The following is a 25,551-nucleotide window of genomic DNA, read 5'->3' on the forward strand; positions in this document are numbered from 1 at the left end:
TATGTTTATCAACTGAATGCGGAGTATCCGAACATGCCAAAAATGAAAACCAAAAGTGGTGCTGCCAAGCGGTTTCTGAAAACTGCTAACGGCATCAAGCACAAGCACGCTTTCAAGAGCCACATCCTGACTAAAATGTCGACCAAGCGTAAGCGTCAACTGCGCGGTAGCAGCTTGCTGCATCCGTCTGACGTGGCAAAAGTCGAGCGCATGCTGCGCCTTCGTTAATTTAGTCAAGAATAGAGGAAGTAACTCATGGCTCGTGTAAAGCGTGGCGTCATTGCCCGTAAGCGTCACAAAAAAATTCTGAAACTTGCTAAAGGCTACTACGGCGCACGCTCCCGCGTATTCCGTGTTGCCAAGCAAGCGGTAATCAAGGCAGGCCAGTACGCCTACCGTGACCGTCGTCAGAAAAAACGTCAGTTCCGCGCTCTGTGGATCGCTCGTATCAACGCTGGTGCTCGTGTTAACGGTCTGTCCTACAGCCGTTTCATCGCTGGCCTGAAAAAAGCGTCCATCGAGATCGACCGCAAGGTTCTGGCTGATCTGGCAGTGAACGAAAAAGCGGCGTTTGCTGCGATTGTCGAGAAAGCTAAAGCCACCTTGGCTTAAGTACCCCCGACAGTCACCCGGCCTCACCTCTGTGGGGGCGGGTGTTAAACGTCATAAATAGGGGAAGAGCCTTCAAGCTCTTCCCCTATTTTGTATCTGGAGTCTGTACATGGAAAACCTGGATGCGCTGGTCTCTCAAGCACTAGAGGCTGTGCAAAGCGCTGAAGATATCAATGCCCTGGAGCAAATCCGGGTTCAATACCTTGGCAAGAAGGGCGAATTGACTCAGGTGATGAAGACCCTGGGGAATCTGCCGGCCGAAGAGCGTCCGCAAGTCGGTGCGCTGATCAACGTTGCCAAGGAACGTGTTACAGGCGTTCTCAATGCGCGCATGGCATTGTTTGAAGAAGCCGAGCTGGCTGCCAAACTGTCTGCCGAATCCATCGACGTGACGTTGCCGGGCCGTGGCCAGACCTCTGGCGGTCTGCATCCGGTCACCCGGACTCTGGAGCGCGTTGAGCAGTTCTTCACCCGCATTGGCTACGGCATTGCCGAAGGCCCAGAGGTCGAAGACGACTACCACAACTTTGAAGCGCTCAACATCCCAGGCCATCACCCGGCCCGGTCGATGCATGACACCTTCTATTTCAATGCCAACATGTTGCTGCGCACCCATACCTCGCCGGTACAGGTCCGCACCATGGAATCGAAGCAGCCGCCGATCCGCATCGTCTGCCCAGGCCGCGTGTATCGCAGCGACTCCGATATCACCCACTCGCCGATGTTCCACCAGGTCGAAGGCCTGCTGGTCGATCGCGATATCAATTTTGCCGATCTCAAAGGCACCATCGAAGAATTCCTGCGGGTGTTCTTCGAGAAAGAACTGGCCGTGCGTTTCCGTCCTTCGTACTTCCCGTTCACCGAGCCATCCGCCGAAGTCGACATGGAATGCGTGATGTGCAGTGGTAAAGGCTGCCGCGTCTGCAAGCAGACTGGCTGGCTGGAAGTGATGGGCTGCGGCATGGTTCACCCGGACGTGCTGCGCATGTCCGGCATCGACCCGGAAGAGTTCTCCGGCTTTGCCTTCGGCATGGGCGTCGAGCGTCTGGCCATGCTCCGTTACGGCGTGAACGACTTGCGTCTGTTCTTCGACAACGACTTGCGGTTCCTCGCGCAATTTCGCTAGTCGTAACGAATTCTTAGGAGAGCAGGATGAAATTCAGTGAACAATGGCTGCGTGGCTGGGTTAGCCCGCAGGTAGATCGCGATGAGCTGGTTGCTCGTCTGTCGATGGCCGGTCTTGAGGTCGATAGCGTTACTCCGGCCGCCGGTGTATTCAGTGGCGTGGTTGTGGGCGAGGTGCTGAGTACCGAGCAACACCCGGATGCCGACAAATTGCGCGTGTGCCAAGTCAGCAATGGCGCGGAAACCTTCCAGGTCGTGTGCGGAGCGCCAAACGTGCGCCCGGGCCTGAAGATTCCGTTCGCCATGATTGGCGCCGAACTGCCGGGCGACTTCAAAATCAAGAAAGCCAAGCTGCGTGGCGTCGAGTCGAACGGCATGCTGTGCTCGCAAGCCGAATTGCAGGTCGGTGAAGGCAACGACGGTCTGATGGAGCTGCCGGCTGATGCGCCGGTGGGCGAAGATTTCCGTGTGTACCTGGATCTGGAAGATGCCAGCATCGAGGTCGACCTGACCCCGAACCGTGGCGACTGCCTGTCCCTGGCCGGTTTGGCCCGTGAAGTCGGCGCGCTGTACGCCGTGCCGGTAGCCCGTCCTGTGGTGCCTGCCATTGCAGCGGTGCACGACGAAGTGCGTTCGGTCGAAGTGCTGGCGCCAGCTGCCTGCCCACGTTACCTGGGTCGCGTCGTCCGTAACGTCGACCTGTCCAAGCCAACTCCGCTGTGGATGGTTGAACGCCTGCGTCGCGCCGACGTGCGCAGCATCGACGCTGCCGTCGACATCACCAACTACGTGATGCTCGAGCTCGGCCAGCCACTGCACGCTTTCGATCTCGCCGAAATCAATGGCGGCATTCGCGTGCGCATGGCTGAAGAGGGCGAGAAGCTGGTTCTGCTCGACGGTCAGGAAGTCAGCCTGCGTAGCGATACGCTGGTCATCGCTGACCACACTCGTGCACTGGCGATCGCCGGCGTCATGGGTGGCGAGCACAGCGGTGTTTCCGCGACCACCCGTGATGTGTTCCTCGAATCTGCGTTCTTCGATCAGATTGCGGTTGCCGGCAAGGCACGTTCCTACGGCTTGCACACCGACGCTTCGCATCGCTACGAGCGTGGCGTTGACTGGCAGTTGGCCCGTGAAGCCATGGAGCGCGCCACTGGCCTGCTGCTGGAAATCACTGGTGGCGAAGCTGGCCCGATCATCGAGACCGTCAGCGAGCAACATCTGCCATCGATTGCACCGATCACTCTGCGTGCGCAGCGCATCACCCAGATGCTCGGCATGGAAATGGATTCGGCACAGGTCGAGCGTCTGCTCAGTGCCTTGGGCCTGAGCATTACCGCTGACGGCGAAGGTCAATGGCGCGTTGAAGTGCCAAGCCATCGCTTCGATATCAGCCTGGAAGTCGATCTGATCGAAGAGTTGGCCCGCTTGTACGGCTACAACCGTCTGCCGGTTCGCTATCCCCAGGCGCGTCTGGCACCGCAAGCCAAGGCCGAAGCGCGTAGCGATTTGCCTGAGCTGCGCCGTTTGCTGGTTGCTCGTGGTTATCAGGAGGCGATCACCTACAGCTTCATCGATCCGAAACAGTTCGAACTGTTCAATCCAGGCGTCGAGCCGCTGTTGCTGGCCAATCCGATTTCCAATGACATGGCGGCCATGCGTTCGTCACTGTGGCCAGGTCTGGTCAAGGCGCTGCAGCACAACCTCAATCGTCAGCAGGATCGTGTGCGTCTGTTCGAAAGCGGTCTGCGCTTCGTCGGTCAGCTTGAGGGCTTGAAGCAAGAGCCGATGCTATCCGGGGTTGTCTGCGGTAGCCGCTTGCCGGAAGGCTGGGCGCAGGGTCGCGATACCGTTGACTTCTTCGACGTCAAAGCTGACGTTGAGGCGGTGCTCGGTTTTGCCGGTGCCCTGGATTCGTTCACCTTTGCTCCGGGCAAACACCCGGCGCTGCACCCGGGTCAGACCGCGCGCATCGAGCGTGAAGGTCGCGAAGTGGGCTTCATCGGTGCTATCCATCCTGAGTTATCGAAAAATCTGGGTCTGGATCGTCCGGTTTTCGTCTTCGAACTGGTTCTGGCAGAAGTGGCGCTCGGTAAAATGCCGAAATTCCATGAGTTGTCGCGCTTTCCTGAAGTGCGTCGTGACCTTGCACTGATTGCGCACAAAGACGTCGCGGCCTCGGCTGTGCTGGACGTAATCCGTGAAAATGCAGGCGAATGGCTCACAGAGCTCAGGCTGTTTGACGTGTATCAGGGTAAAGGTATTGATCCTGATAGAAAAAGCCTTGCAGTCGGCTTGACCTGGCAGCATCCATCGCGCACTCTTAATGACGATGAGGTGAATTCGACGACGCAAAATATCCTCACCTCGCTCGAACAAAGGTTGAACGCCACGTTAAGGAAGTGACGTATGGGGGCTTTGACGAAAGCTGAGATGGCGGAACGTCTGTATGAAGAGCTGGGCCTGAACAAGCGGGAAGCCAAGGAATTGGTAGAACTGTTTTTCGAGGAAATCAGGCACGCTCTTGAAGACAACGAGCAGGTCAAATTGTCCGGTTTCGGCAATTTCGACCTTCGGGACAAACGCCAGCGGCCTGGCCGCAACCCGAAAACGGGGGAAGAAATCCCGATCACGGCTCGCCGTGTGGTCACCTTTCGTCCAGGGCAGAAGTTGAAGGCCCGAGTTGAGGCTTATGCTGGAACCAAGTCATAACGACGAGCTACCCGTCATCCCAGGCAAACGCTACTTCACCATTGGTGAAGTCAGCGAGCTGTGTGCCGTAAAGCCACACGTGCTGCGCTATTGGGAGCAGGAGTTTCCTCAGCTCAACCCCGTCAAACGCCGCGGGAACCGCCGGTATTATCAGCGCCAGGACGTGCTGATGATCCGGCAGATCCGCGCGCTCCTTTACGATCAGGGTTTCACCATCGGTGGCGCACGTCTGCGTCTGTCCGGCGACGAAGCCAAAGACGATACCACCCAGTACAAGCAGATGATTCGGCAGATGATTGCCGAATTGGAAGATGTTCTAGTGGTACTCAAGAAATAAAAAGCGGCGTTTGAATACTTCCAGTTTTCAAACGCTTGCGATATATTCTTGAGCGCTCTTCGAGGTGAAGAGCGAGATGCAACATCAGTCGGGGCGTAGCGCAGTCCGGTAGCGCACTAGCATGGGGTGCTAGGGGTCGAGTGTTCGAATCACTCCGTCCCGACCATATTTTTCAATGATTTAGGCCAATGTTCACAGCATTGGCCTTTTTCATGTGTGTGAGATTTGCGGGGCTACTCGATCACGCCTGCGACTCGCATCACCAAGTGTTTGGGTTAGTCAGAATGTCCGCTCGTCGAGCAAATAGCACTCTCTGTGCGCCGATCTCCTCTCACTTATTAAGCGCAGCCCCTGCGCCACTGATGGGAGAGAATGATGATCGACGACAACAATGGGCCTGAAGCACCATATCCGGGACCAGGCGAGCAAACCCCTGATTCTGGCGAGGGTCATGACTCCGGCCTGGAGCAAGCTGACTCTGAGCCAAAGCAAGGTACTGACGAACGACCAGAGGACTGGAATCCGCCACCCGGCAACCCTGGCTCTGATCAAGACGCCCAGACGGGCCGAGATAACGGCGGCGCGAAGTAGGTCTGATTGACTCATATCGTTCACGAAACCCGGCCATCGCGCCGGGTTTTTATTGCCACCCAAACCGGTAACGATGTGCCCGAGAGCAATTCGGAAACCGGAATCTGGTTTGAGGGGGCGAAGCCGAGCGGCGCCGGCACCTGAATGATCGATCCAGGCGCCGGCAACAAGCATGTTTACTCGACTATGCAGATCCAGCGATGGTTGTATCGGTACGGCGCGCGAGTGAAATGAACATCTGAAACCATCTTCATGCCGCGCTCTTGAAGCGCTTCGGTCAGTTGTACGAGTGTCTCTGCCTGGATAGTCATTGCTGTCACCTCGTCAGATTTACTGCGTTCATAATTCTTGACCGAGGGATCAGGCGGCTAATTCATTTTTTCTACAGCAGTCATTGGCGCCGTGAGCGTGAATGTCGTGTCACTTCATGCCCACTACTCCGCCCCACTCAAGCCCGAACCGCCCCAGATACTTCCTCAAGCGATCGGCATCATTGGGTTGCGCCTTGGCCTGCCGGGAAACACTGAACAGCTGTCGACCGGCATCCGAGAGGCTGTCCGCCTGCTGGCACACCTCAATGACAGCTTTCAATTGCAAGCGATCGAACAAGTCCATGCTCTCGCCATCTCCTGGCAACTCAGTCGATAGCGCAGAGGGTTGCGCCAAGCTCCATGCATACCGCAATCGATCGATCTCATCATCTACCTGCGCTTCATCGATGCGCCCGCTGTCGGCCAAAGTCGCCATCCGCGTAATCGATGCGGACAGTTCGCGAAAGTTGCCCAGCCAGGCTGCTGCGGGTGAGCTGGCGAAGGCCAGGTAGCGTCGGCGTGCTTCGAGATTGAAGCGCACCCGCTCACCCTGTTCGCGAGCATGGCGTTCCAGTTCGAAATCGAGGTTTGGCTCGATATCCTCGCGACGGCCAGCGAGGCCGGGTAGATCGAATGTCCAGAGGTTGATGCGTGCATACAAATCTTCGCGAAACAGCCCTTCGGCGACACGACTGCGCAAGTCGCGGTGGGTGCCGGCAATGATCAGAAAATCGCTCTCGACTTCCTTGTCCGAGCCCAGCGGGAAGAAGCGTTTCTCTTCGATCGCCTTGAGCAGCATCGCTTGTTCGTCTGCGCCGAGCTCACCGATTTCATCGAGAAACAACATGCCACCATTGGCGGCGCGCAGCAGGCCATCGCGAGAGCTCTGCGCGCCGGTGAATGCGCCTTTGACGTGGCCGAACAAGGCCGACATCGCGCCGTCGCCACGCAAAGTGGCGCAGTTGACTTCGACAAAGCGTCCCTGCATCTGATGGCGATTGCGTTTGAGTTCGTAGATGCGCCGCGCCAGGAAGGATTTGCCGGCGCCGGTCGGGCCGATCAGCAGCATGGGGGCTTTGGAGCGCAGCGCAACGCGCTCGATCTGTTCAATGGAGCGGTTGAAGGCCGGGTTGCGCGTGGCGATGCCGGACTTGAGAAATTCCAGGCCTTCAAGACGTTTGCTGGCGAAGCGTGAGGCAATCCGATCATAGCGCGACAGATCGAGATCGATCAGCGCATGAGTGCCGCAGGCGGGCTCGTTCTCGCTCTTGCGCTTGGCGGGGGAGGTCTGGATCAGTCGGGCCGGCAGATAGCGCGCCTCGGTGAGCAGGAACCAGCAGATCTGTGCGACGTGGGTGCCGGTGGTGATGTGGACGAGGTAATCCTCGTGCTCGGTGTCAAAGTTGTAAGCAGTGGTGAAGTCGTGCAGGGCGCCGTACACCTCTTCGAAATCCCAAGGGTTACGCAGCGACATTGGATGCAGGCGCACTTCGGTGCTTGGAGAAATCTGCTGAATGTCCGCTCGGACGCGCTCGGCGAGGCTGACGTCGCGCGCGTCGAGGCCGTGAATCAATTCAAGCCGATGGATAGGGAGGTCTGTTTGTTGGCACAGACCTACGCTTGGCCGCCAATAATTCCAGCGACTGGCGCCCTTGCCGACGCGATCCAGGGTGGCTCCGATAAATCCGATGGCGACCGTGCGTTTGCTGGGCATGCTTATCTCATAAGATAAATGACGATATTCAATGATAATTTTGCTGGTCTGATTTGTCTTCCATAGATTACCGAGACTCGTCGCATCAGAGAATAAAAGCTAATAAAACCAAAAACATAGCAGAAACAACCATAGCCGCATCCAAAGCTGGCACAGCGGCTGCAATGCTGATGGAAACGAACATGGACACCAAGATATGAAAGACCAAACCTACCAGCTTCTCGAAGTCGCCAACGGCAAACCCATCAAACTCTGGACCGAAGGTGTCCCGGTTGAAAACGAAGCCCGCGCGCAGTTGATGAACACGGCAAAAATGCCGTTCATCTTCAAGCATCTGGCGGTCATGCCCGATGTGCACTTGGGCAAGGGCTCGACAATTGGCAGCGTGATTCCAACGGTCGGCGCGATCATTCCCGCAGCGGTGGGCGTCGACATCGGTTGCGGCATGATCGCTGCGCGTACGTCGCTGACGGCTGCAGATCTGCCAGACAACCTGCATGGATTGCGTACTGCAATCGAACAAGCGGTGCCGCACGGCCGCAGTTCGAATCGTTCGCGGCGAGACAAAGGCGCCTGGGACGAGGTTCCGCAGCAAGCCGATCAGGCCTGGGCGGGGTTGCAGCCGCGCTTCAAACTGATCACCGACAAGTATCCGAAACTGGCCAATACCAACAACCGGGCGCATTTGGGGACGCTCGGCAGTGGCAACCACTTCGTCGAAGTGTGCCTGGATGAAGCCAACCGTGTCTGGTTCATGTTGCACAGCGGTTCGCGTGGCGTCGGCAACGCTATCGGCAACCTGTTCATCCAGATGGCCCAAGCCGATATGCGTCAGCACATTGCCAACTTGCCGGACCGAGACCTGGCCTATTTCGAAGAGGGCAGTCAGCATTTTGATGATTACGTGGAGGCGGTTGGCTGGGCGCAGGATTTCGCCAGACAGAACCGTGAACTGATGATGCGTGCAGTGATTCAGGCCACGCGGCAGATCATCCGCAAGCCTTTCGAGGTCGCGCTCGAAGCGGTCAATTGCCATCACAACTACGTGCAGAAGGAACGGCATTACGGTGAAGACGTGCTGATTACCCGCAAAGGCGCCGTGTCTGCGAAGAAGGGCGAGCTGGGGATTATTCCGGGCTCGATGGGCGCCAAGAGCTTCATCGTTCGCGGTCTGGGCAATGAAGAGTCATTCAGTTCCTGCAGCCATGGCGCCGGGCGCACCATGAGCCGCACGAAGGCCAAGAATACCTTCACCGTCGCCGATCAGATTCGCGCAACCGCCCACGTGGAATGCCGCAAGGACGAAGCGGTGATTGACGAAATTCCGATGGCCTACAAGGACATCGACAAAGTCATGCACGCCCAGCGTGAGCTGGTGGAAGTGCTGCACACCCTGCGTCAGGTGGTGTGCGTCAAAGGATAAGGAAAGAGGTCATGGAATTCGAAGAGCGTCACCCGCTGTGCGGCACGATGCGCACACGGGTGCTGGCCGAGCTGACGCGTTTGGAGCGCGAGCGCAATGTCACTGTTTTATATGCGTGTGAATCCGGTAGTCGGGCCTGGGGCTTCGCCTCCACCGACAGCGATTACGACGTGCGGTTTGTGTACGTGGAAAAACCTGAGTGGTTCGTCCAGGTCGATACGCCTCGTGATGTAATCGAGCGACCGCTGGACGATGAGCTCGACGTCAGCGGATGGGAATTGCGCAAGACCCTCGGTCTGTTGCGCAAATCCAATCCGACGTTGCTCGAGTGGCTCGATTCGCCGCTGGTCTATCGCAGCGAGAGCGCTCAGGTGGCGCAGTTGCGCGAACTGGCCGAAGCGTTCTATAGCCCGCCAGCGGCACGTAACCACTATCTGTCGATGGCGAAGAAGAACTTTCGTGGTTACCTGCAAGGCGAAACTGTTCGCTTCAAAAAGTATTTCTATGTGCTACGGCCCTTGCTCGCGGTGCGCTGGATCGATCAGGGGCGAGGCCGACCACCGATGGTCTTCGCCGACCTGCTGAGCACAGTCGATGATCGCGCGCTGCTCAGCGAAGTCGACGAGCTGCTGGCGCTCAAGCGCAATGCCGACGAGAGCGCTTACGGGCCGCGTCGTCCGGCGCTGCACCGGTTCATCGCGGCTGAGCTTGAGCGCGAAACGCCAACATTACCCAGAACTCAGGCAGACTCGCGGCGGCTGGATCGCTACCTCAGGGACGCCGTCGGGCTGTACGCGTAAGGAATTGCAATGAAAAAGGATGTAATTGAACTGGACGGCGCCATTGGTGGTGGCCAGGTGTTGCGCAGTGCGCTGAGCCTGTCGATGGTGACAGGCCGGGCGTTTCGTATTAAACAGATCCGCGCCAGACGCAGCCGTCCGGGATTGCTGCGTCAGCATCTGACAGCCGTGATGGCGGCGGCCGAGGTTTGTGGTGCAGAGATATCTGGTGCGCATCTGGGGTCGCAAGCCCTGAGCTTCGAACCGGGCGAGATTCGCGGAGGCAACTTCCAGTTCGCTATTGGCACGGCGGGCAGTTGCACGCTGGTGCTACAGACGCTGTTGCCAGCCTTGTTGCAGGCGCCGCAGGCCAGCCGAGTGACGATCTCCGGTGGCACCCACAATCCGCTGGCACCGCCGACGGATTTCCTCTCGCGCAGTTGGCTACCGCTGCTGCGGCGCATGGGCGGCAATGTCGAGCTGGAGTTGCTGCGTCATGGTTTCGTACCGGCTGGCGGTGGCGAGCTTGCCGTGACGGTGCAGCCGTCGCGCCTGACGCGACTGGATGTGTGTGAGCGCGGCGAGGCGATTTCACGGCAGGCTCTGGCGCTGACTGCCGGACTTGCGCCTACCGTCGCTCAGCGAGAACTCAGCCAAGTGGCCAAGCGGTTGAACTGGCCAGCGGAGGCGCTGCAAGCGGTGGCGCTTGATCCGGCACGCGGTCCGGGAAATGTGCTGTTGTTGGAATATGCTTTTGAGCACCTCACTGAGGTGTTCAGCGCGTTTGGCCAAGTGTCATTACGCGCCGAAAAGGTCGCCGATGCCGCGATCAATCAGGCAGTCGATTGGTTGCGCAGTGATGCCGCAGTCGCTGAACATCTCGCCGATCAGTTGCTGTTGCCAATGGCGCTGGCGGGTGGCGGATCGTTCACCACGCCGCGAATGACTGACCATCTGCGCAGCAACATTGAAGTCATCCAGCTGTTTCTGCCCGTCCGTATCGATTGCCAGGAGGAGGGCAGTGATCGCTTGCGGATAGCAGTTTCACAAACTCATTAGTAGCGACCTGCGATCCCGAAGGCAGTCGCAAAACTTCACTGAGAGCGCCACTAGCCTTCAGCCATTAGCACATCCGACCTAATTGCCCCTGTTCCGGCTCGACCTTAAAGTCCTGTCGCTTGGCAGCTGACTGTCAAATTTTTCCGGTACAAAATCAAAAAGGTCGATCTGCAATGAACTCATCAAGGACTATTCCGGTTCTCGCTTTATTCGCAACAATGGCGCTCGCAGTTACTGGATGCCAGACCGTAAAGCCGGGGGAGAGTGATCTCAAGAATCGCGCACAGACCACCATCGGCAAACCCGTGATCAAGGTTTCCAACATCCGCAGCGACTTCAATACAACGTTCTACACCGCTCAAACCGAGAATGGCGCATATACCTGCGAACTACCGAGCGGTCCGATGGTAGCTCTGGGTTCCATGGGCATGGGACTTGGCGCTCAGTGCACCAAACAATGACGAACCAGTCTCTTCGCCGCTAAAAAAAAGGCCAATGTCGATGACATTGGCCTCTTCTCTTTAACGAATACTCGGCGCAGATCAGTTGGTTTTCGAGTTCAACTTGCGCAGTTCTTCATAGGTCGCCGATTGCACGAACCAGAAGCCGGAGACGATGCACCAGCCCAGGGTGCCGCCTACGAACATACCGAGACCCGAGAGAAAGCTCTGGCTCATCATGAAGAGGGAAACGATCAGGATGACCGCCAGTGCGATGTAGAGAACGATGTTGTTGACGCCGATGACGAAATCTTTCATTTGCATTCCTTGGATGTATTTTCCTCTGGCCGCCCTCTATGGCGGCCAGTGCGCGCATCATATTGATATCACCCGGTGTTGCGCTAGTTTCGGTGTCGGATTTTCGTTACTAAAAGCGAATCCACCATTACTGAGCGGGTTTTTTATTCAGGTCTTTGGAATCGCTCGACGTCGCCGCATCCTTCTCTGTCTCATGCGGCTCTGATCCCGCGTTGGCGCCTGAGGACTCTTCGCCTTTCTTGTTCGCCTTCTCGTCATGGTCGCGAGAGCTTTCTGCATGATTGACGCCGGGCAAGGCCGTGGCAGGGGTTGCTGCGCCCGCCGTGGATTCGGCTGCCGAAGCGTGAATCGGGCCGATCAGGCACAGGCTGAAAAACGACAGGGCGAAAATTTTTTTGTTCATCACTTGGGCCTTCTGCGCGGTGAGATGTACAGCGTTGGATAGGCCTGTCTGGCAAAGGTGCGCGGTACTGGACGAGCGGCGAATTTCACCCTGATGAGAAAAATCCTGAGAGCAGGCAAATTGCTGGCCCCCAGAGACATTTCGCCCCGGCAAAATCGCCTTTTTTCAAAAGGTTAGGTTGGCTATATGCGGACGATTGTCATCACCGTTGCGACGCTTTCCCTGGCTTTGATCGCCTCGGGAGTGCAGGCAAAAGAGTTAAGCAAGGGCCATCGCTTTGCCTGCACCTGGGGCTCGGACATTGCTGCCGGTGCGCAGCAATCCAAGCTGTCCGGAGTCTCGCTGTATGGCGCGCGCAAGCAATTGCAGGTTCGCCGGTTCCAGCAGCCCTGGATGCGCATGACCGCGATGGGGATTACCGAGCAGACCTACAACAGCAGCTCGAAGCTTAAACCGGCAGCGGTCAAGCAGACTTATTACGAACAATGCGTACGGCACGAATTGGCCCGGCGTTGAGGCAGGTTGACCAAGGCTGACCGGACAACTCAGGAGTCTCGAGAGCCCTTGGCGACTGCCGGCCCGGCCACCCGCGGCAACGGTTTGCTCTGCATCAACGCATCCAGTGCCTTGCGATACCCCTGACCGCCAAGCGCCATGCTGTTGTTGTGCGTTGCTCCGGGCACCAGCAACAGGCGCTTGGGCTGCTCAGCGGCATTGAACAGCTGCTCGCTGAAGCGCGGCGGCACGAAGGCATCAGCCAGGCCATGCACCACCAAAAGCGGCATATGAATATCGGCGATCTTGTCGATGGAATCGAATTTCTGCGACAGCAACCAGCGCACCGGGAGCGAGGTGTTGGCCACGGCGGCAGCTACGTCGGCGAGAGAAGTGAAGGTCGATTCAATGACCAGACCGCGAACCGGCAGAGGTGTGTGGTTGCGCGCCGCGTTCTGTCCCAGTTCGGCCGCCAGATCAATTGCCACCGCGCCACCGAGAGAGTGGCCGTAGATCAGGCGCTTGTTCGGGTCCGGTTGCAGCAGTTGGAAGCGCTCCCAGGCCACGCGGGCATCTTCATAAACGCTGCTTTCGGATGGTAGATCACCCTTGCTTAGGCCGAACCCTCGATAATCGATGGCCAGCACTGAATAACCCGCCGCTCGCAGTTGTTCGATGCGAAACAGTTGCCCGGTGAGGTTCCAGCGCACACCATGCAAGTAAAGGATTGCCGGGGCATTGGCACGTTCCGCCGGCCACCACCAGGCATGGATGTTCTGCCCCGCCTTGAAACTCTTCGGTTGCAGATCGAGTTCCTGAACGCTGCCGGGCAGTCCGCGATACCAGCCGGCAGTGCCCGGCTCAATGCGAAAAAGCAGTTTGCGCTCGGTGTGTTCCAGCACCGCACAACTCGTCGGCACGCCAATGATCAGCGCGGCCATCATGGCGAATGCCAAGCGGCGGCGTCGCAGACGAGTCAGCAAGGACAGGAACATTAATCGTTTCACCACGGCGCAGACAAAGAACGCTTTTTACCAGATGCCTCGGTCTGCGCGTGATTATTTTCGACCACCGTGCATGTGCAACGATTACAAGATGCTGCAATCACTCACGCCACTTGCAGGACGATCTTGCCGATATGATCGCCGCCCTCCATGCGGGCATGGGCCTGAGCCGCGTCAGCCAGCGGGTAAACCTTGTCGATGATCGGCAGACAGCGCCCGGCACTAAGCGCAGGCCAAACGTGTTCTCGCAGTTGATCGGCGATGGCGGCTTTCTCCGCAGCGGTACGCGCGCGCAGCAACGAACCGGTGACCACCGCGCGTTTGCCGAGGATCGCCAGCAGATCGATGTCGTTGGCGCGGGCGCCGCCGAGGAAACCGAGCATCACCAGTCGGCCGTCCATCGCCAGTGCGCTGATGTTGCCGTTCAGATACGAGCCACCCATGATGTCGAGAATCACGTTCACGCCTTGATCTGCGGTCTTCTCGGCAATGACCTTGGCGAAGTCCTCTTCTCGATAGTTGATCGGTTGCCCGCCAAGTTTGCTGATTGCGGCGCATTTTTCAGGACTGCCGGCGGTGGCGAACGCCTCAATACCGAATTCACGGCAGAGCATCAGCGCGGTGGTGCCGATGCCGCTTGTGCCACCGTGAATCAGTACGCGCTGGCCTGCCTTGGCGGCGCCGAGGCCGAACAGGTTGGCCCAGACGGTGAAAAAGGTTTCCGGAATCGCAGCGGCCTGGACCCAATCGACTCCATCCGGCACAGGCAAAGTCTGGCCGGCTGGTACCGCGCAATACTCGGCGTATCCGCCGCCATTGGTCAGTGCGCACACACGATCGCCCACAGCGAACCGCGTAACTCCGGGACCCAGTGCAACCACTTCGCCAGCCACTTCCAGGCCGGGAATCGGGTCCATCCCGGGTTTCATCGGATATTTTCCGGCGCGCTGCAAGGCATCCGGACGATTGATGCCGGCAGCGTGAACGCGGATAAGCACTTGGCCTTCGGCAACGGTTGGCAGCGGCACGCGCCTGGCTTGCAATACTTCAGGGCCGCCGGGTTCGGTGATTTCAATACGGGTCATTTCGTTGGACAGTGACATTGTCGATTCCTGTGAGAAAGGTCGTGTAGATGGGAACGCTGGCAGCCCGCAATGATTCCCTTCAGTTCGCCGCGCAACGGGGTTCAGTTGTAGAGGGCAGCCAGCGCATGGCTTGCTCCAGCAGTAGAGCGACGACGATCGCGCCAGCAGCGATCACAAACAGCAGCGTGTGCTGGCCGCCCGAGGCATTGAACAATGCCGAATAGGCAAACCCGGCCAGCGCCTGAAAGGTTGCGAATGACACAGTGGCACGGCTCCAGGCGATCTGCTGACGGTGATGCGACGGCACCAGTTCATGCACCCGGGCCAGGGCCAGCGGCACGATGCCCGGCGGGAACGAGCCGAGAATCACCGCCAGTAAAGCCAGCGCCAGAAATGAATGGGAGACGGCCAGCAAACCGAGGGCGATGGCTTGCACTACCAACACCAGTCGAATACCAGTGCGGGCGCCGAGCTGGTCGACCAGGAAGCCGTAAGTCACCGGCCCGACAATCGCCCCCAGGCCATAAATGACCCAGACCATTGCGCCGATATGCGCCCCGGCACCCAATCCGCGCGCTACGTAATCCACCAGAAACACCATGGCAGGCACCAGCCCGGCGGCCATGAACGCGTATTGAGCGAATAACAGGTAAACGCCCGACGGTGTTGGCTCATCAGCCGACGTTGCGTGCGCAGCCACGGCATGCGTGGTATCCGCAGGCCAGCCGAACCAGCTCACCGCGGTCAGCAACAACGCCAGCGCGCCCAGTCCCAGCCATGTTGCCTGCAAGCCAAGAGCCAGCAGTGGCGGCACGATGGTGCCGGAGCCGGCAATCCCCAGGCCGATGCCAAGGAAGATTGCGCCACTGGCCAAGCCTCTGCGAGCAGCCGGAACGTGAGGCAGCACGGTTGCCGCCACCAGCACCATGATCGCGCCACCAGCAATCCCGGAGAGCAAACGCCAGCCGAAGAACCAGCTCACCGACAGCGGATAAGCACAGGCAAAAAATGCCGCCGTGACTGCCAGCATCATCAGGCGCAAGGCGTTGCGGTTGCCTGTTCGGTGAGCCATGGGCCGACCGAGCAGGGCGCCGATCAAGTAGCCGACCAGATTGGCCGCGCCGAGGTAGACGACATCATTGGCCGAAAACCACTGCGCCTGAATCAGCGAAGGGATCAATGGCGTGTAAGCGAAACGCGCCAGACCAATGCTGACCAGACTGGCGCAAAGTCCGGCGAAGATCGGCAGCCAGATGCCGGTAGAGTTTGCAGTACGCATGATCGCGATCTCACGAGAGGTGTATGGCGCTCAGCTTATCGGCTATCGTTGCTGCGTATATGCAGCGATTAAGCGGCACGATGATGCAAAAATGCTTCAAAGAGGATCAGTATGAATTGGGATGATGCGCGAGTGTTTCTGGCGGTCTGTCGCGAGTCGACATTGCGCGGGGCTGCGCGTGTACTCGGCGTCGATCAGGCCACGGTCGGACGGCGCATTACTGCGCTGGAGAAGGCATTGAGCGCGACGCTGTTCCTGCGTACCTCCGACGGTTATGCGCTGACCGCCGTTGGTGAAGCGGCGCGTAAAAGTGTGGAAAAAATGGAGCATTCGGCGCTGGAACTGGAGCGACACATCCACGGGCTGGATGACCGTCTGACCGGTAACGTACGGGTCAGCACCACCGACTCGATGGCCATTGACTTCATCATTCCAGCGATGGCGCGCCTGCATGATCAACATCCAGATGTGCAGATCCAGCTGGATGCGTCGACGCAAATCCTCAGTCTGGCCAAGCGCGAGGCCGATATCGCGGTGCGCAATACCCGGCCGGATAACCCTGATCTGATCGCTCGTCGGATCGCCCGTTGGCCTGTAGGACTATTCGCTGCGCAGGCCTATGTCGAGCGCCATGGCGAACCGCAGCCCGGCAACGCTTTCGAGGGCCATGATCTGGTGGTGTATCAGCCGTACCTGCAGAGCAAAAAAGACCTCACGCTGGTCTCCGAACCGTTAAGCCGGGGGCGCATCGTCGCCACGCTCAGCTCCAGCCTTCTGGTGCGCCGCTCGATTGCCGCTGGCCTCGGGGTAGGCGAGATACCTGTTTACATGGGCGAACGCGATGGTCTCGTCAGACTCTGGCCGGAGCGGACCCGGCCGCTGCCGTATGAAGTCTGGCTGGTCACCCACGCCGACCTGCGTCACACCGCGCGGGTACGGGCGGTCATCGAGCAGATCGTTGAGGCTTTTGCGCTGGAAAACCAATAAGAGGTTCAGGGTTTTGCCAAGGCTACAACGTCTGACGAAACGGCCTACGTCCGAGGCAGAATGGGCCGGCTTGTTGTAGGCAGTGATGAGTTCTATTGTGACTGCAGCTCGATGCGAACCTCAGTTACGCATCGAAACGAAGAGCCAGGGAAGGCCTCGGTAGCCAGAAAAAGGTGTCGGATTGAAAATCAGGGAAGTGAATCAATATGCAGGCACGGACAGATCGGACGCAGGTCGGGACAGACAAATCATGAGCAGCATAAGTCGCGAAGAGTTCGAGGCCAGGATTGAAACCATCGAGACCAGAATGGACGGCCGCGTGGCAGAAGTGCGCGCCGACATTCGTGGGTTCCTCGCTGCTCAGGCAGAGCAGAACAAGGCCCTACAGGAACGAGACAAACGTTATGACATGATGTGGATGGGCGTGCAGAAAATTGCCGAAGAATCGCGGGAAGCGATCAGGCAGGCATCGACGGTAAAGGCCAATTACTGGGCGGCCACCACTGTGCATTTTCTCGGCGTGGCTTCCTTGCTGGTTGGCGCACATTTCGCCAATCAGGCGGTGGTGTTGACCACGATACAAACCACGTTGGCGGCGATTCAGATTGGCAAAGAGGTCTCGTCACCCAAACCGGTCGTACAACCCTCAACAGTGCCGCCGCAATAAAAAACGGCCTTCAGTGGAAGGCCGTTCTGCATCGAGCCAGATCATGGCATTTGCGGCAACTCCTGAGGGCGCAAGTCGAACACCAGCACTTCGGCATCGATACCGTTGCTCAAAGTGAGCAGCTGTTCTTCACGAACCCGCACGCCGTCGCCTTCCTGCAAGGCTTGGCCATTGAGTTCGACGCTGCCACGCGCAACGTGGACGTAGGCGTAACGATTGGCCGGCAATTTCAGCGTGGCACTCTCGTCGCCGTCGAATAATCCGGCATAGACCCGCGCATCCTGACGGACTTTCAGGGAACCGTTGCTACCGTCCGGCGAGATGATCAGTTGCAGGCGACCACGTTTTTTCTGCGCGCTGAAGTGTTCCTGTTGATAGCGCGGCTTGGCGCCACTGACATCCGGCACGATCCAGATTTGCAGAAAGTGCACGGGCTTGGTGGCCGAGTGGTTGAACTCACTGTGCGCCACGCCGCTGCCGGCACTCATCAATTGCACGTCGCCGGGACGGATCACCGAGCCAGTGCCAAGGGTGTCCTTGTGTTCCAGCGCGCCTTCGAGCACATAGGAAAAGATCTCCATGTCGCGGTGCGGGTGCTGGCCAAAACCTTTGCCGGCGGCGACCCGGTCATCGTTGATCACCAGCAGATCGGAGAAACCCTGTTCACGCGGGTTGCGGTAGCTGGCGAAAGAAAAGGTGTGAAACGACTTCAACCAGCCGTGATTGGCGAGGCCGCGATCGGAGGCTTTGCGAAGAGTCAGCATGATGAAATCTCCTGGCGGGACGTGAATTCGTCCGAGTGAGGAGAAGGTTACTGGTTACCTTGGGAGGCAATAAGTAGATGGAAATTGAAAGACTGTCCGGCTCAGGTTGACAGTTTTGCGTTATGGTTCACGCATTCGAACACGCTCATGACGACACAGTCGGCCATAATGCCCCGGCTGTAGCGTGCGTATTGACCCTTGAATATGTGTGATGCCTCCCATGAAAACCGTGGCAATGGTGCTGTTTCCCGACTTTCTGATGCTCGACATGGCCGGGCCACTGGAAGTATTTTCAGTCGCCAACCGTTATCTGAAACCTGATGTGCACTATCAACTGACGACACTAGGGACGGAGCGCGGCTTGCTCAAGGCTTCCAATGGTGTACAGGTTCAGGCTGATCTGCACATCGACGAGGCGGCCGAGTGCTATGACCTGTTATTGGTGCCCGGCGGCCCCGGCGCTTATAACCAGAGATTTCCCGAGCTGTTTGGCTGGCTGAAGAAAGCCGTGCCGCGTGCGGAGCGTTACGGTTCGATTTGTACCGGCGCATTCATCCTCGGCCATGCCTGCCTCCTTGATGGTTATCGCGTCACCACGCACTGGAACTACACCGAGCGCCTGATCAAGGCTTTCCCGAAAACCACGGTGACCACCGACCAGATCTACGTTGAGGATCGCAATCTCATCACTTCGGGGGGCGTAACCGCTGGCATCGATCTGGCGCTGGCGGTGGTGGCCAGGGATCACGGCAAGAAAATCGCCCAGGACGTCGCCAAGGTCTTGTTGGTGGTCATGAAGCGTCAGGGTGGGCAAGCGCAGTTCAGCCCGTTGATGGCGGCCGTCTCACCGCAAGAAACGCCTATCACCCGCGCGCAGAATTACGTCCTTGAACATCTGGATGAACCCTTTACAGTCGAGCGAATGGCCGGATTGGCCAATATGAGCGCACGGCACTTTGCTCGCCTGTTCGCCCGTGACGTCAACATGACTCCCATGGAGTTTCTGCAGAATGCCCGCATTGACTGCGCGCGAAACCTGTTGGAAACCAGCGATCTGCCGCTCAAGACCATCGCCTACAAAAGCGGCTTCGGCAGCGTCCGGCACATGCGCTCGCTGTTCGCCGAAAAGCTCGGTCTTACGCCGTTACAATACCGCGAACAGTTCAGCTAGAGCGGTTCTGTCCGTCTGACGCAGTCGGATGTCCGTGCTGCGTCGGCTCCGGCGGTTGTATCGTCACGCAACAGTGCCAAGATGTTTGGCATGAATAATCACAACGACACAAGCCAAGGTTCGGTGCTGCGTTTTGGCCCCTACGCCTTTCATGTGCGCCAGCGTCTGGTCCTTGCAGGGGAGCAGCCGCTACGCATGGGCGGGCGCGCCATGGACATTCTGCAGGTGCTGCTCGAACACGCGGGCGAGGTAGTCAGCAAAGAGCAGTTGATTGCTCGTGTGTGGCCGACATCGATCGTTGAAGAGATCAACCTGCGGGTGCACATCGCGGCGTTGCGCCGCGCGCTGGGCGACGGCACCAATGGCCAGCGTTACATCATTCACGTGGCGCAGTGCGGCTACAGCTTTGTCGCCCCGGTGGAGCAGGGCACAAGTGATGCGCTGACCATGCCCGCTGCCGCGCTCACGCCCCTGCACAATCTTCCCGCACGACTGACGCCAGTCAGTGGGCGCGACGCCCTGATCGGTAGTCTGGTTCGACAAATGCCTGTATGCCGCTTGATGACGATTACCGGTGCGCCGGGTGTTGGCAAGACCACTGTGGCATTGCGCGTGGCGGAATTGCTGCTGCAATACTTTCGCGATGGCGCCTGGTGGGTCGACCTTGCCAGGCTCGAAGATGACAAGCTCTTGCTCGACCACCTGTTGCACACCCTGAACACAGACTTTTTCACACTGACGGGCCGGCACGCCTTGTTGGTGCTGGATAACTGCGATCACCAGCGCGACAACTGCGCGGCTCTGGTAGAGACCCTGTTGCATGCCGCGCCTCGCCTGTCGATTCTGGTCACCGGCCGCGAAGCCTTGCACATTCCACAGGAAGCCGTTCATTACGTGCCGCTGCTGGCGATTCCCAAGCGCTCGACATTGAACTCCGTCGAGGAAGCCATGGGCTATCCGGCGGTGCAGTTGTTCGTCAATCGCGCGCGAGCGCGGCAACAGGGCTTCAGTTTGCGTCAACAGGATTTGTCAGGCGTGCGCGAGATCTGCCGTCAACTGGACGGTCTGCCGCTGGCGATCGAGCTCGCCGCTGCGCAGATCGATGCGCTGGGCTTGATCGGCTTACAGGCCCAGGTTGAAAACGGTCTGCAGTTGCTTGGCCAAGGCCGGCGCACCGCGGAACCACGCCATCAGTCGATGGCCGCTGCGATCGATTGGAGCTTTCAGTACCTGACGGAAATGGAACAGCGTGTGCTGCTGCGTCTGTCGGTGTTCAGCACGGGCTTTGCTCTGGAGGCTGCGCTTAGCGTGATCAGCAGCGTGGATCTGGCGGGATCCAGGTTGAGCGCAATTATTGAAGGGTTGGCGCGCAAGTCATTGCTCATTCAAGAACCCAACCGAGCAACGGCGCGCTATTGGATGCTCAACACCGTGCGCCGCTATGCCCGTGATCGCTTTGAGCGCAGCGACGACAGGCTCGAACTGCAACAGCGTCATGCGCGCTATCTCAGCCGCACGCGCAATGCGTCAGGCCAGGCACTGCTCGCGCAGGCTGTCGAGTAGCAGGCGGACCTTGCGCAAGTCCGGTGTGGCGTAGCCTTCGGTGAAGCGCTGGTAGAGGGGGCTGAGCAAATCCAAAGCCTCGCGATGGCGGGACTGGCGTTGCCATAACTGCGCAAGGTCCGTGGCGCTGCGCAGTTCCCAGGCCAACGCGCCTTGGCTTCTGGCAATGACCAGAGCTTGTTGCAGGGTTTGTTCGGCTTTTCGGGTTGCAGCGGTGTCTGAGCAGGCCGATTCGCGAGCAGGCTCGCTCCCACAGGAAACAGCGCACAACTCGGAATTTGCGCCCGACACCGACCCCTTGTGGGAGCGAGCCTGCTCGCGAAGGGGCCACTCCGAACCCTTCACTAATGCCGCCGCCCGCGCCCGCAGTATTTCCGCTGCACTCCAACCCGCGTCCCCATTGCGCGCGCGCTCCACCAGTGCCTCATCGACAAAGCGCTCATTCAGCGTAACCATCACTTCCCGGATCAAACCGCTGCTCTGCGTCGATACCGGCGCGGCATTATCCGGATCGATCACCTGCGCGTAGTGCCGCGCCCAATTATTGAACAGCAGCACCGAATGCTTCTGCGACTGCTCCAGCAACAATTGCAGGAGCGCGCGGGCGTTGGCGGCGTCACCGTTGTAATGGGCGATCAGACAACTGGCCAGCGCCAGCGTGTAGCAGATCGATGTGCCATGGTCGATCTGCACGGCAATATCCAGCGCCTGCCGTGCCGCGCGCCATGCCTGTTCTGGCAGACCCTGCAGCCATAGCACGCGGGCCAGTACCGTCAGCGAAGCGACGCTCTGGTCGTACTGCACGCCAAAGCCATGGGTGAAACGATTGAGATGGCCGCTGTGGGCCATGCGTTGCAGCACCTGCTCGGCATGTACGCGGGCCTGCGGTTGGTCGCCGGCATAATGCAGGGCCAGCACGCGCAAGCGATGCGTGCTCAGCGACAGCAGTGGCTCGCCGTGCACGCCGATGCGGTCGAATTGCTCACTCTGCGCGAGCGCCATGCGGTAATGCCCGCAACTCAGATTGACCGCCATATGCCCCGATATCGCACGCAGTTGCCCGGCCAAGTCACCGTGTTCTTCGGCTAAGCGGCAGGCGTCGATGAAGGCCTGGATGGTCTGTGGCGTGCCGCCCCAGGTGTGATAGCTGGCGCTGCCGAGCGCCAGTTTCAAGGCGATTTGCAGGCGAGGGCAGGGCGGCAGGAGCGAGCCTGCTGGCGAAGCCTCCAGCAGACTCAGTGCCCGGCGCACGTAGCGGCTGTAATCGCGCAGCAACGACAGCTCCTGCCACAAAGGCGCCGACGCGGCTGCCAGTTGCACCCCCAGCTCATCCGGTCCCGGCCCGTTGAGGCTCCAGTCCAGCGCCGCGCGCAAATCCTCCAGCCCCCTGGCATAGCGCTCCATCCACAATACAGTCGGCGTGTTGTCCCAATCCGCCTGCGCCTGCTGCATCAGTGTCAGGCAGCGCTCGGCGTGGCGTTGACGGGTTGCGCTGAGCTCTTCAGCCTGTTCGAGTTTTTCCAGTGCGTAGTGGCGCGTGGTGTCGAGCAACCGGTAGAAAACATCTTCGTCACCCACTTCGACGCTCAGCAGGGATTTGGCCACCAGTTGCGTGACTGCGGTGAATACCGCGCCGGGATCGATCTGTTGGCCGATGACCACCGCTGCCGCCGAGGCGAGGGTGAAGCTGCCGCGGAAAATTCCCAGTCGCCGCAGACAGGTTTGCTCGCAGGCGTTGAGCAGGTTGAAGCTCCAGTCCATCGTTGCGCGCAGGGTCAGGTGGCGCTCGGCGCTGCTGTGGTGTCCGGCCGACAATGGCGGCAAACCCTCGCGCAATTGCTTGAGCAATCCGTCCATGCCCAATTCGCTGACCTGCGCGGCGGCCAGTTCCAGCGCCAGCGGAATGCCGTCCAGGCGCTGGCAGATTTCAATCGCTTGCGGCAGCTGTGCAGGGCTCAGTTCAAAGTTTTCCCGCGCCGCGGTCGCGCGCTCGACAAACAGTTGCAGCGCAGCAAAGCCCAGCGCCTGAGCCGGCTCCATCGGCGTCGACATGGACGGGCATTCGAGCGATTCCAGACGCTGCACGAATTCGCCCTCAGCGCGCAGGCTCTCGCGGCTGGTGGCGAGGATATGCACCTTTGGCGCCCCCCGCAGAATCTGCTCACTGAGCGCGGCGACCGCATCGATCAAGTGCTCGCAGTTGTCGATTACCAGCAGCATTTGCCGGTTACGCAGGCCATCGACCAGACCAGCCTGCGCATCGCCTTCTGGCGCGGACAGATCAAGCAGCGTCGCCAGATGCGAGCCGATCAGCGCGGGATCGGCGATGGGCGCCAAGTCCACCAGGCGGATGCCGTCGCGATACTGGTCGAGCAATTGTTCGGCGACGCGCAGGGCAACGGTGGTCTTGCCGATGCCGCCGGGACCGACCAGAGTGATGCAGCGTCGGCGCGGCAGTTGCGTAATCAAGTGATCGATCAGGGGTTGGCGACCGATCATCCGCGTACTACGCAGTGGCAGGTTGTGCCGGGGCACGGCGATCGCAGGCTTTGCTTCGATGCTATCGAGCAGGATGGGTGCGACAAAGCTGTAGCCGCGCTGCGCCACGGTGACGATGTAGCGCTGACCGTTCTGTCCGTCGCCCAGCGCCTTGCGCAGCGCCGCCATGTGCACGCGCAGGTTGATGTCTTCGACGACGCTGTCTGGCCAGACCCCGGCCATTAATTGCTGTTTGCTCACCACTTCACCGGCGTGGGCCAGCAAAATCAGGAGGATATCCATCGCCCGCCGTCCCAGGCGCATAGGTTGTTGGCCTTCAAGTAGCAATCGTTGCCCGGGATGAATCCGATAGGGGCCAAAGGCAATGGCCTGATTCGGGGAGAAACTCAACAGCGCGCTCCTGCGGTGATGCGGCGGACAGGGCGAATCAGTCCCTGGCGCATGCGCAGGCCGTCTGATCCGGGGTGTCCGGGCATAATCCTCAGGTTTGAGCATCAGTGCAACGGGTGGCGTAACGGCAGCAGTCAAAACACCGCAGGCTGCGCTGCGTTGTTTTTCGGTCTGCCCATGACTCGACAGCGCCAGGCGAAGGGATTGATGCCCTCGCTGCGGGTGAACATGTGGCAGAAGTGCGCCTGATCGCAGAAGCCGCATTCGAGGCTGATTTGCGTGAGGCTGAGGTCGGTGTGCTGGATCAGCAACTTGGCCCGGGCCAGGCGCTGGGCGCGGATCCAGTCCTGTGGCGACACGCCGGTGCTGCACTTGAATGCGCGGGAGAAATGACTGCGTGACAGTGAGCAGGCGCGGGCCAGTTCCGCCACTTCCAGACTTTCGCCCAAGCGATCGAGGATCAACTGTTTGATCTGGCGTTCGCGCTGCGGACTGAGTCCGCCAGTCGTGTTTTTCCGCGGTTCGCAGGCAGGGGCGAAGGCGACGGTTTGCTGTAGATAAGCCATGGCCAAGGTCCGTGTCGGTGGGGAATACACGGTCGGCGCATTCCCTCAGGTCAAAAAAGCAACGCTGCGCAGAGGGCTTCATTGTTGGGCGAGGGCGTGAGGCTGACGAGTTAATCGTTGTTAATTTCCTCGCTCAGGCTGGAACTCAGCACATCCTTGCAAGTCACCGCCCCGCGCTTTGCGCGACGATGTCGACAAAGCGCGGCCGCCGTTGGCCAGGATCAAAGGGGAATGCAATGAAAGGCTTGATGAAAGGAGCAACGACCCTGGCGGTCATGCTGGCAATGTCCGGCGCGATGGCGCAGGCACCGCAGATGGGCACTCAGGCGCCGGGGTATTTCCGCTTGGCGCTGGGCGATTACGAAGTCACCGCGTTGTTCGACGGTTACAACGATTTGTCGCCGAAGTTGTTGCAGGGCATGAGCCAGAGCCAGATTCGCGCGCTGCTCGCACGCCGTTCGATTGAAACCCCGGGCGTGCAGACGGCGTTCAATGCCTTTCTGGTCAACACCGGCACACAACTGATTCTGGTCGACACCGGCGCAGGGCAATGCATCGGCGCCACCGCAGGCCAACTCTCGGCCAACATGCAGGCCGCCGGCTACAAGCCTGAGCAGGTCGACACGGTTCTGCTGACGCACCTGCACCTCGATCACGTCTGCGGTCTGGTCGATGCACAGAAGAAGCCGCTGTTCGCCAATGCCACCGTCTTTGCGGCCAAGGCAGAGGCCGATTACTGGCTTGATCCGGCAGCGCTGGCCAAGGCCCCGGCGGGAGCCAAAGAATTTTTCAAAATTGCCCAGGATTCGACGGCACCCTACGTTGCCGCCGGTCGCTTCAAGACGTTTGCCGCCGGGCAGTCGCCATTGCCGGGACTGGTCGAAGCAACCCTCGAAGCCGGCCACACGCCGGGCAGCACCACGTACCGCTTCACCTCGCAGCAGCAGAGCATCGTGTTCATGGGCGATCTGGTGCACAACCTCGCTGTGCAGTTTTTGCACCCGCAAGTGTCGATCAGTTTCGACGTCAACAGTCAGAAAGCGATCAGCAGTCGGCAGGCAGTGTTCAGTGCTGCCGCCGCGAGCAAGACCTGGGTAACAGCAGCGCATCTGCCGTTCCCCGGCATCGGTCACATTACCGCTGAGGGCAAACATTTCCAGTGGGTGCCGGTGGAGTACGGCCCTTACAAACGCGCGGCGAAAGTGCCGTTGATCGAGTAAAGTGCCCAGCGCCAGTGGCAAAACGCGTCTGACACCG

The 25,551-nt window shown here is 59.3% G+C and carries 25 protein-coding genes and 1 tRNA gene; 17 read left to right on the forward strand and 9 right to left on the reverse strand.

All coding sequences use genetic code 11. The annotated features are described in order from the left end of the window. Positions 1–33: 33 nt before the first annotated feature. The 7 genes from rpmI to HU724_RS10855 all read left to right on the forward strand — a co-directional run bounded on the left by rpmI (position 34) and on the right by HU724_RS10855 (position 4,952). Complete coding sequence (rpmI, locus tag HU724_RS10825) at positions 34–228, forward strand: 50S ribosomal protein L35 (protein WP_002553160.1); 195 nt, start codon at positions 34–36, stop codon at positions 226–228. 27 nt (positions 229–255) lie between these two features. Continuing rightward, positions 256–612: a 50S ribosomal protein L20 gene (gene rplT, locus HU724_RS10830; RefSeq protein WP_002553161.1), complete on the forward strand. Its 357-nt coding sequence runs from the start codon at positions 256–258 to the stop codon at positions 610–612. Positions 613–721: 109 nt separating this feature from the next. Further along, a complete protein-coding gene (gene pheS / locus HU724_RS10835; RefSeq protein ID WP_186565480.1) occupies positions 722–1,738 on the forward strand; it encodes a phenylalanine--tRNA ligase subunit alpha in 1,017 nt (338 codons plus the stop codon). A gap of 26 nt (positions 1,739–1,764) precedes the next feature. After that, positions 1,765–4,143: a phenylalanine--tRNA ligase subunit beta gene (pheT, locus tag HU724_RS10840; protein WP_186565478.1), complete on the forward strand. Its 2,379-nt coding sequence runs from the start codon at positions 1,765–1,767 to the stop codon at positions 4,141–4,143. A 3-nt stretch (positions 4,144–4,146) separates the two neighbouring features. Next, positions 4,147–4,449: an integration host factor subunit alpha gene (gene ihfA / locus HU724_RS10845; protein WP_002553164.1), complete on the forward strand. Its 303-nt coding sequence runs from the start codon at positions 4,147–4,149 to the stop codon at positions 4,447–4,449. Next, positions 4,430–4,786 carry a MerR family transcriptional regulator gene (locus tag HU724_RS10850; RefSeq protein WP_003179985.1) on the forward strand — a complete coding sequence of 119 codons (357 nt, stop codon included), beginning with the start codon at positions 4,430–4,432 and terminating at the stop codon, positions 4,784–4,786. The genes ihfA and HU724_RS10850 overlap by 20 nt, the downstream gene beginning before the upstream one ends. Positions 4,787–4,875: 89 nt before the next feature. Beyond that, positions 4,876–4,952, forward strand: a tRNA-Pro gene (locus HU724_RS10855). Positions 4,953–5,797: 845 nt separating this feature from the next. Here HU724_RS10855 and rtcR read toward each other — a convergent pair. Beyond that, the gene (rtcR, locus tag HU724_RS10860; protein ID WP_186565476.1) at positions 5,798–7,402 is read right to left on the reverse strand and encodes an RNA repair transcriptional activator RtcR; all 1,605 of its coding nucleotides are present in this window, start codon (positions 7,400–7,402) and stop codon (positions 5,798–5,800) included. A 196-nt stretch (positions 7,403–7,598) separates the two neighbouring features. Between rtcR and HU724_RS10865 the strand changes: the two genes are divergently transcribed. The 4 genes from HU724_RS10865 to HU724_RS10880 all read left to right on the forward strand — a co-directional run bounded on the left by HU724_RS10865 (position 7,599) and on the right by HU724_RS10880 (position 11,124). After that, on the forward strand, positions 7,599–8,825 hold the full coding sequence (locus HU724_RS10865) for an RtcB family protein (RefSeq protein WP_186565474.1): 1,227 nt from the start codon (positions 7,599–7,601) through the stop codon (positions 8,823–8,825). 11 nt (positions 8,826–8,836) lie between these two features. Next, positions 8,837–9,625 carry a nucleotidyltransferase domain-containing protein gene (locus HU724_RS10870; RefSeq protein ID WP_186565472.1) on the forward strand — a complete coding sequence of 263 codons (789 nt, stop codon included), beginning with the start codon at positions 8,837–8,839 and terminating at the stop codon, positions 9,623–9,625. Between the two features lie 9 nt (positions 9,626–9,634). Further along, entirely contained in the window at positions 9,635–10,663 is a 1,029-nt protein-coding gene (rtcA, locus tag HU724_RS10875) for an RNA 3'-terminal phosphate cyclase (protein ID WP_186565470.1), read from the forward strand. A 173-nt stretch (positions 10,664–10,836) separates the two neighbouring features. After that, positions 10,837–11,124: a hypothetical protein gene (locus HU724_RS10880; RefSeq protein ID WP_186565468.1), complete on the forward strand. Its 288-nt coding sequence runs from the start codon at positions 10,837–10,839 to the stop codon at positions 11,122–11,124. A gap of 81 nt (positions 11,125–11,205) precedes the next feature. Here the strand turns inward: HU724_RS10880 and HU724_RS10885 are convergent, their stop codons facing one another. Both HU724_RS10885 and HU724_RS10890 read right to left on the reverse strand, forming a co-directional pair. Continuing rightward, on the reverse strand, positions 11,206–11,421 hold the full coding sequence (locus HU724_RS10885; RefSeq protein ID WP_016774063.1) for a hypothetical protein: 216 nt from the start codon (positions 11,419–11,421) through the stop codon (positions 11,206–11,208). Positions 11,422–11,548: 127 nt separating this feature from the next. Then, a complete protein-coding gene (locus HU724_RS10890; protein ID WP_186565467.1) occupies positions 11,549–11,824 on the reverse strand; it encodes a hypothetical protein in 276 nt (91 codons plus the stop codon). A gap of 186 nt (positions 11,825–12,010) precedes the next feature. Here HU724_RS10890 and HU724_RS10895 point away from each other — a divergent pair, with 186 nt between their 5' ends. After that, on the forward strand, positions 12,011–12,340 hold the full coding sequence (locus HU724_RS10895; protein ID WP_186565465.1) for a hypothetical protein: 330 nt from the start codon (positions 12,011–12,013) through the stop codon (positions 12,338–12,340). Between the two features lie 29 nt (positions 12,341–12,369). Here HU724_RS10895 and HU724_RS10900 read toward each other — a convergent pair whose 3' ends face one another. The 3 genes from HU724_RS10900 to HU724_RS10910 all read right to left on the reverse strand — a co-directional run bounded on the left by HU724_RS10900 (position 12,370) and on the right by HU724_RS10910 (position 15,687). Next, positions 12,370–13,314 carry an alpha/beta hydrolase gene (locus HU724_RS10900; protein WP_186565463.1) on the reverse strand — a complete coding sequence of 315 codons (945 nt, stop codon included), beginning with the start codon at positions 13,312–13,314 and terminating at the stop codon, positions 12,370–12,372. A gap of 113 nt (positions 13,315–13,427) precedes the next feature. Beyond that, positions 13,428–14,426, reverse strand: coding sequence for an NAD(P)H-quinone oxidoreductase (locus HU724_RS10905; protein WP_186565461.1), 999 nt, complete (start codon positions 14,424–14,426; stop codon positions 13,428–13,430). Between the two features lie 61 nt (positions 14,427–14,487). After that, positions 14,488–15,687: a YbfB/YjiJ family MFS transporter gene (locus HU724_RS10910; RefSeq protein ID WP_186565459.1), complete on the reverse strand. Its 1,200-nt coding sequence runs from the start codon at positions 15,685–15,687 to the stop codon at positions 14,488–14,490. 111 nt (positions 15,688–15,798) lie between these two features. Between HU724_RS10910 and HU724_RS10915 the strand changes: the two genes are divergently transcribed. Both HU724_RS10915 and HU724_RS10920 read left to right on the forward strand, forming a co-directional pair. Next, the gene (locus tag HU724_RS10915; RefSeq protein WP_186565457.1) at positions 15,799–16,674 is read left to right on the forward strand and encodes a LysR family transcriptional regulator; all 876 of its coding nucleotides are present in this window, start codon (positions 15,799–15,801) and stop codon (positions 16,672–16,674) included. A gap of 250 nt (positions 16,675–16,924) precedes the next feature. Continuing rightward, positions 16,925–17,341 (forward strand): hypothetical protein, encoded by a 417-nt coding sequence (locus HU724_RS10920; protein ID WP_186565455.1) that lies wholly within the window; start codon positions 16,925–16,927, stop codon positions 17,339–17,341. 41 nt (positions 17,342–17,382) lie between these two features. Here the strand turns inward: HU724_RS10920 and HU724_RS10925 are convergent, their stop codons facing one another. Next, positions 17,383–18,105: a pirin family protein gene (locus HU724_RS10925; protein ID WP_186565453.1), complete on the reverse strand. Its 723-nt coding sequence runs from the start codon at positions 18,103–18,105 to the stop codon at positions 17,383–17,385. Positions 18,106–18,325: 220 nt separating this feature from the next. Between HU724_RS10925 and HU724_RS10930 the strand changes: the two genes are divergently transcribed. Together HU724_RS10930 and HU724_RS10935 are read left to right on the forward strand one after the other, a co-directional pair. Further along, positions 18,326–19,276 carry a GlxA family transcriptional regulator gene (locus HU724_RS10930; protein ID WP_186566053.1) on the forward strand — a complete coding sequence of 317 codons (951 nt, stop codon included), beginning with the start codon at positions 18,326–18,328 and terminating at the stop codon, positions 19,274–19,276. Between the two features lie 90 nt (positions 19,277–19,366). Then, positions 19,367–20,839, forward strand: coding sequence for an ATP-binding protein (locus HU724_RS10935; protein ID WP_186565451.1), 1,473 nt, complete (start codon positions 19,367–19,369; stop codon positions 20,837–20,839). On the opposite strand, the gene HU724_RS10940 is transcribed toward HU724_RS10935, so the two are convergent. Together HU724_RS10940 and HU724_RS10945 are read right to left on the reverse strand one after the other, a co-directional pair. Further along, positions 20,804–23,728, reverse strand: a complete 2,925-nt coding sequence (locus HU724_RS10940; RefSeq protein ID WP_186565449.1) for an ATP-binding protein — start codon at positions 23,726–23,728, stop codon at positions 20,804–20,806. The genes HU724_RS10935 and HU724_RS10940 overlap by 36 nt on opposite strands. Before the next feature lie 134 nt (positions 23,729–23,862). Beyond that, a complete protein-coding gene (locus HU724_RS10945; RefSeq protein WP_186565447.1) occupies positions 23,863–24,294 on the reverse strand; it encodes a helix-turn-helix domain-containing protein in 432 nt (143 codons plus the stop codon). 236 nt (positions 24,295–24,530) lie between these two features. On the opposite strand from HU724_RS10945, the gene HU724_RS10950 reads away from it, so the two are divergent. Beyond that, the gene (locus HU724_RS10950; protein WP_186565445.1) at positions 24,531–25,514 is read left to right on the forward strand and encodes an MBL fold metallo-hydrolase; all 984 of its coding nucleotides are present in this window, start codon (positions 24,531–24,533) and stop codon (positions 25,512–25,514) included. Positions 25,515–25,551: the final 37 nt, after the last annotated feature.

Source organism: Pseudomonas iranensis, from assembly GCF_014268585.2.
In the GTDB taxonomy this organism is placed as follows: domain Bacteria; phylum Pseudomonadota; class Gammaproteobacteria; order Pseudomonadales; family Pseudomonadaceae; genus Aquipseudomonas; species Aquipseudomonas iranensis.

Excerpts from the sequence above, each read along its gene's own strand:
- HU724_RS10850 (WP_003179985.1), top strand. The coding sequence starts at position 4,430 with ATGCTGGAACCAAGTCATAACGACGAGCTACCCGTCATCCCAGGCAAA.
- rtcA (WP_186565470.1), top strand. The coding sequence starts at position 9,635 with ATGAAAAAGGATGTAATTGAACTGGACGGCGCCATTGGTGGTGGCCAG.
- pheS (WP_186565480.1), top strand. The coding sequence starts at position 722 with ATGGAAAACCTGGATGCGCTGGTCTCTCAAGCACTAGAGGCTGTGCAA.
- HU724_RS10925 (WP_186565453.1), bottom strand. The coding sequence starts at position 18,105 with ATGCTGACTCTTCGCAAAGCCTCCGATCGCGGCCTCGCCAATCACGGC.
- HU724_RS10945 (WP_186565447.1), bottom strand. The coding sequence starts at position 24,294 with ATGGCTTATCTACAGCAAACCGTCGCCTTCGCCCCTGCCTGCGAACCG.
- HU724_RS10950 (WP_186565445.1), top strand. The coding sequence starts at position 24,531 with ATGAAAGGCTTGATGAAAGGAGCAACGACCCTGGCGGTCATGCTGGCA.
- ihfA (WP_002553164.1), top strand. The coding sequence starts at position 4,147 with ATGGGGGCTTTGACGAAAGCTGAGATGGCGGAACGTCTGTATGAAGAG.
- HU724_RS10895 (WP_186565465.1), top strand. The coding sequence starts at position 12,011 with ATGCGGACGATTGTCATCACCGTTGCGACGCTTTCCCTGGCTTTGATC.
- HU724_RS10905 (WP_186565461.1), bottom strand. The coding sequence starts at position 14,426 with ATGTCACTGTCCAACGAAATGACCCGTATTGAAATCACCGAACCCGGC.
- HU724_RS10935 (WP_186565451.1), top strand. The coding sequence starts at position 19,367 with ATGAATAATCACAACGACACAAGCCAAGGTTCGGTGCTGCGTTTTGGC.
- rpmI (WP_002553160.1), top strand. The coding sequence starts at position 34 with ATGCCAAAAATGAAAACCAAAAGTGGTGCTGCCAAGCGGTTTCTGAAA.
- HU724_RS10890 (WP_186565467.1), bottom strand. The coding sequence starts at position 11,824 with ATGAACAAAAAAATTTTCGCCCTGTCGTTTTTCAGCCTGTGCCTGATC.
- HU724_RS10910 (WP_186565459.1), bottom strand. The coding sequence starts at position 15,687 with ATGCGTACTGCAAACTCTACCGGCATCTGGCTGCCGATCTTCGCCGGA.
- rtcR (WP_186565476.1), bottom strand. The coding sequence starts at position 7,402 with ATGCCCAGCAAACGCACGGTCGCCATCGGATTTATCGGAGCCACCCTG.
- HU724_RS10870 (WP_186565472.1), top strand. The coding sequence starts at position 8,837 with ATGGAATTCGAAGAGCGTCACCCGCTGTGCGGCACGATGCGCACACGG.
- HU724_RS10885 (WP_016774063.1), bottom strand. The coding sequence starts at position 11,421 with ATGAAAGATTTCGTCATCGGCGTCAACAACATCGTTCTCTACATCGCA.
- HU724_RS10865 (WP_186565474.1), top strand. The coding sequence starts at position 7,599 with ATGAAAGACCAAACCTACCAGCTTCTCGAAGTCGCCAACGGCAAACCC.
- HU724_RS10930 (WP_186566053.1), top strand. The coding sequence starts at position 18,326 with ATGAAAACCGTGGCAATGGTGCTGTTTCCCGACTTTCTGATGCTCGAC.
- rplT (WP_002553161.1), top strand. The coding sequence starts at position 256 with ATGGCTCGTGTAAAGCGTGGCGTCATTGCCCGTAAGCGTCACAAAAAA.
- pheT (WP_186565478.1), top strand. The coding sequence starts at position 1,765 with ATGAAATTCAGTGAACAATGGCTGCGTGGCTGGGTTAGCCCGCAGGTA.
- HU724_RS10920 (WP_186565455.1), top strand. The coding sequence starts at position 16,925 with ATGAGCAGCATAAGTCGCGAAGAGTTCGAGGCCAGGATTGAAACCATC.
- HU724_RS10900 (WP_186565463.1), bottom strand. The coding sequence starts at position 13,314 with ATGTTCCTGTCCTTGCTGACTCGTCTGCGACGCCGCCGCTTGGCATTC.
- HU724_RS10915 (WP_186565457.1), top strand. The coding sequence starts at position 15,799 with ATGAATTGGGATGATGCGCGAGTGTTTCTGGCGGTCTGTCGCGAGTCG.
- HU724_RS10880 (WP_186565468.1), top strand. The coding sequence starts at position 10,837 with ATGAACTCATCAAGGACTATTCCGGTTCTCGCTTTATTCGCAACAATG.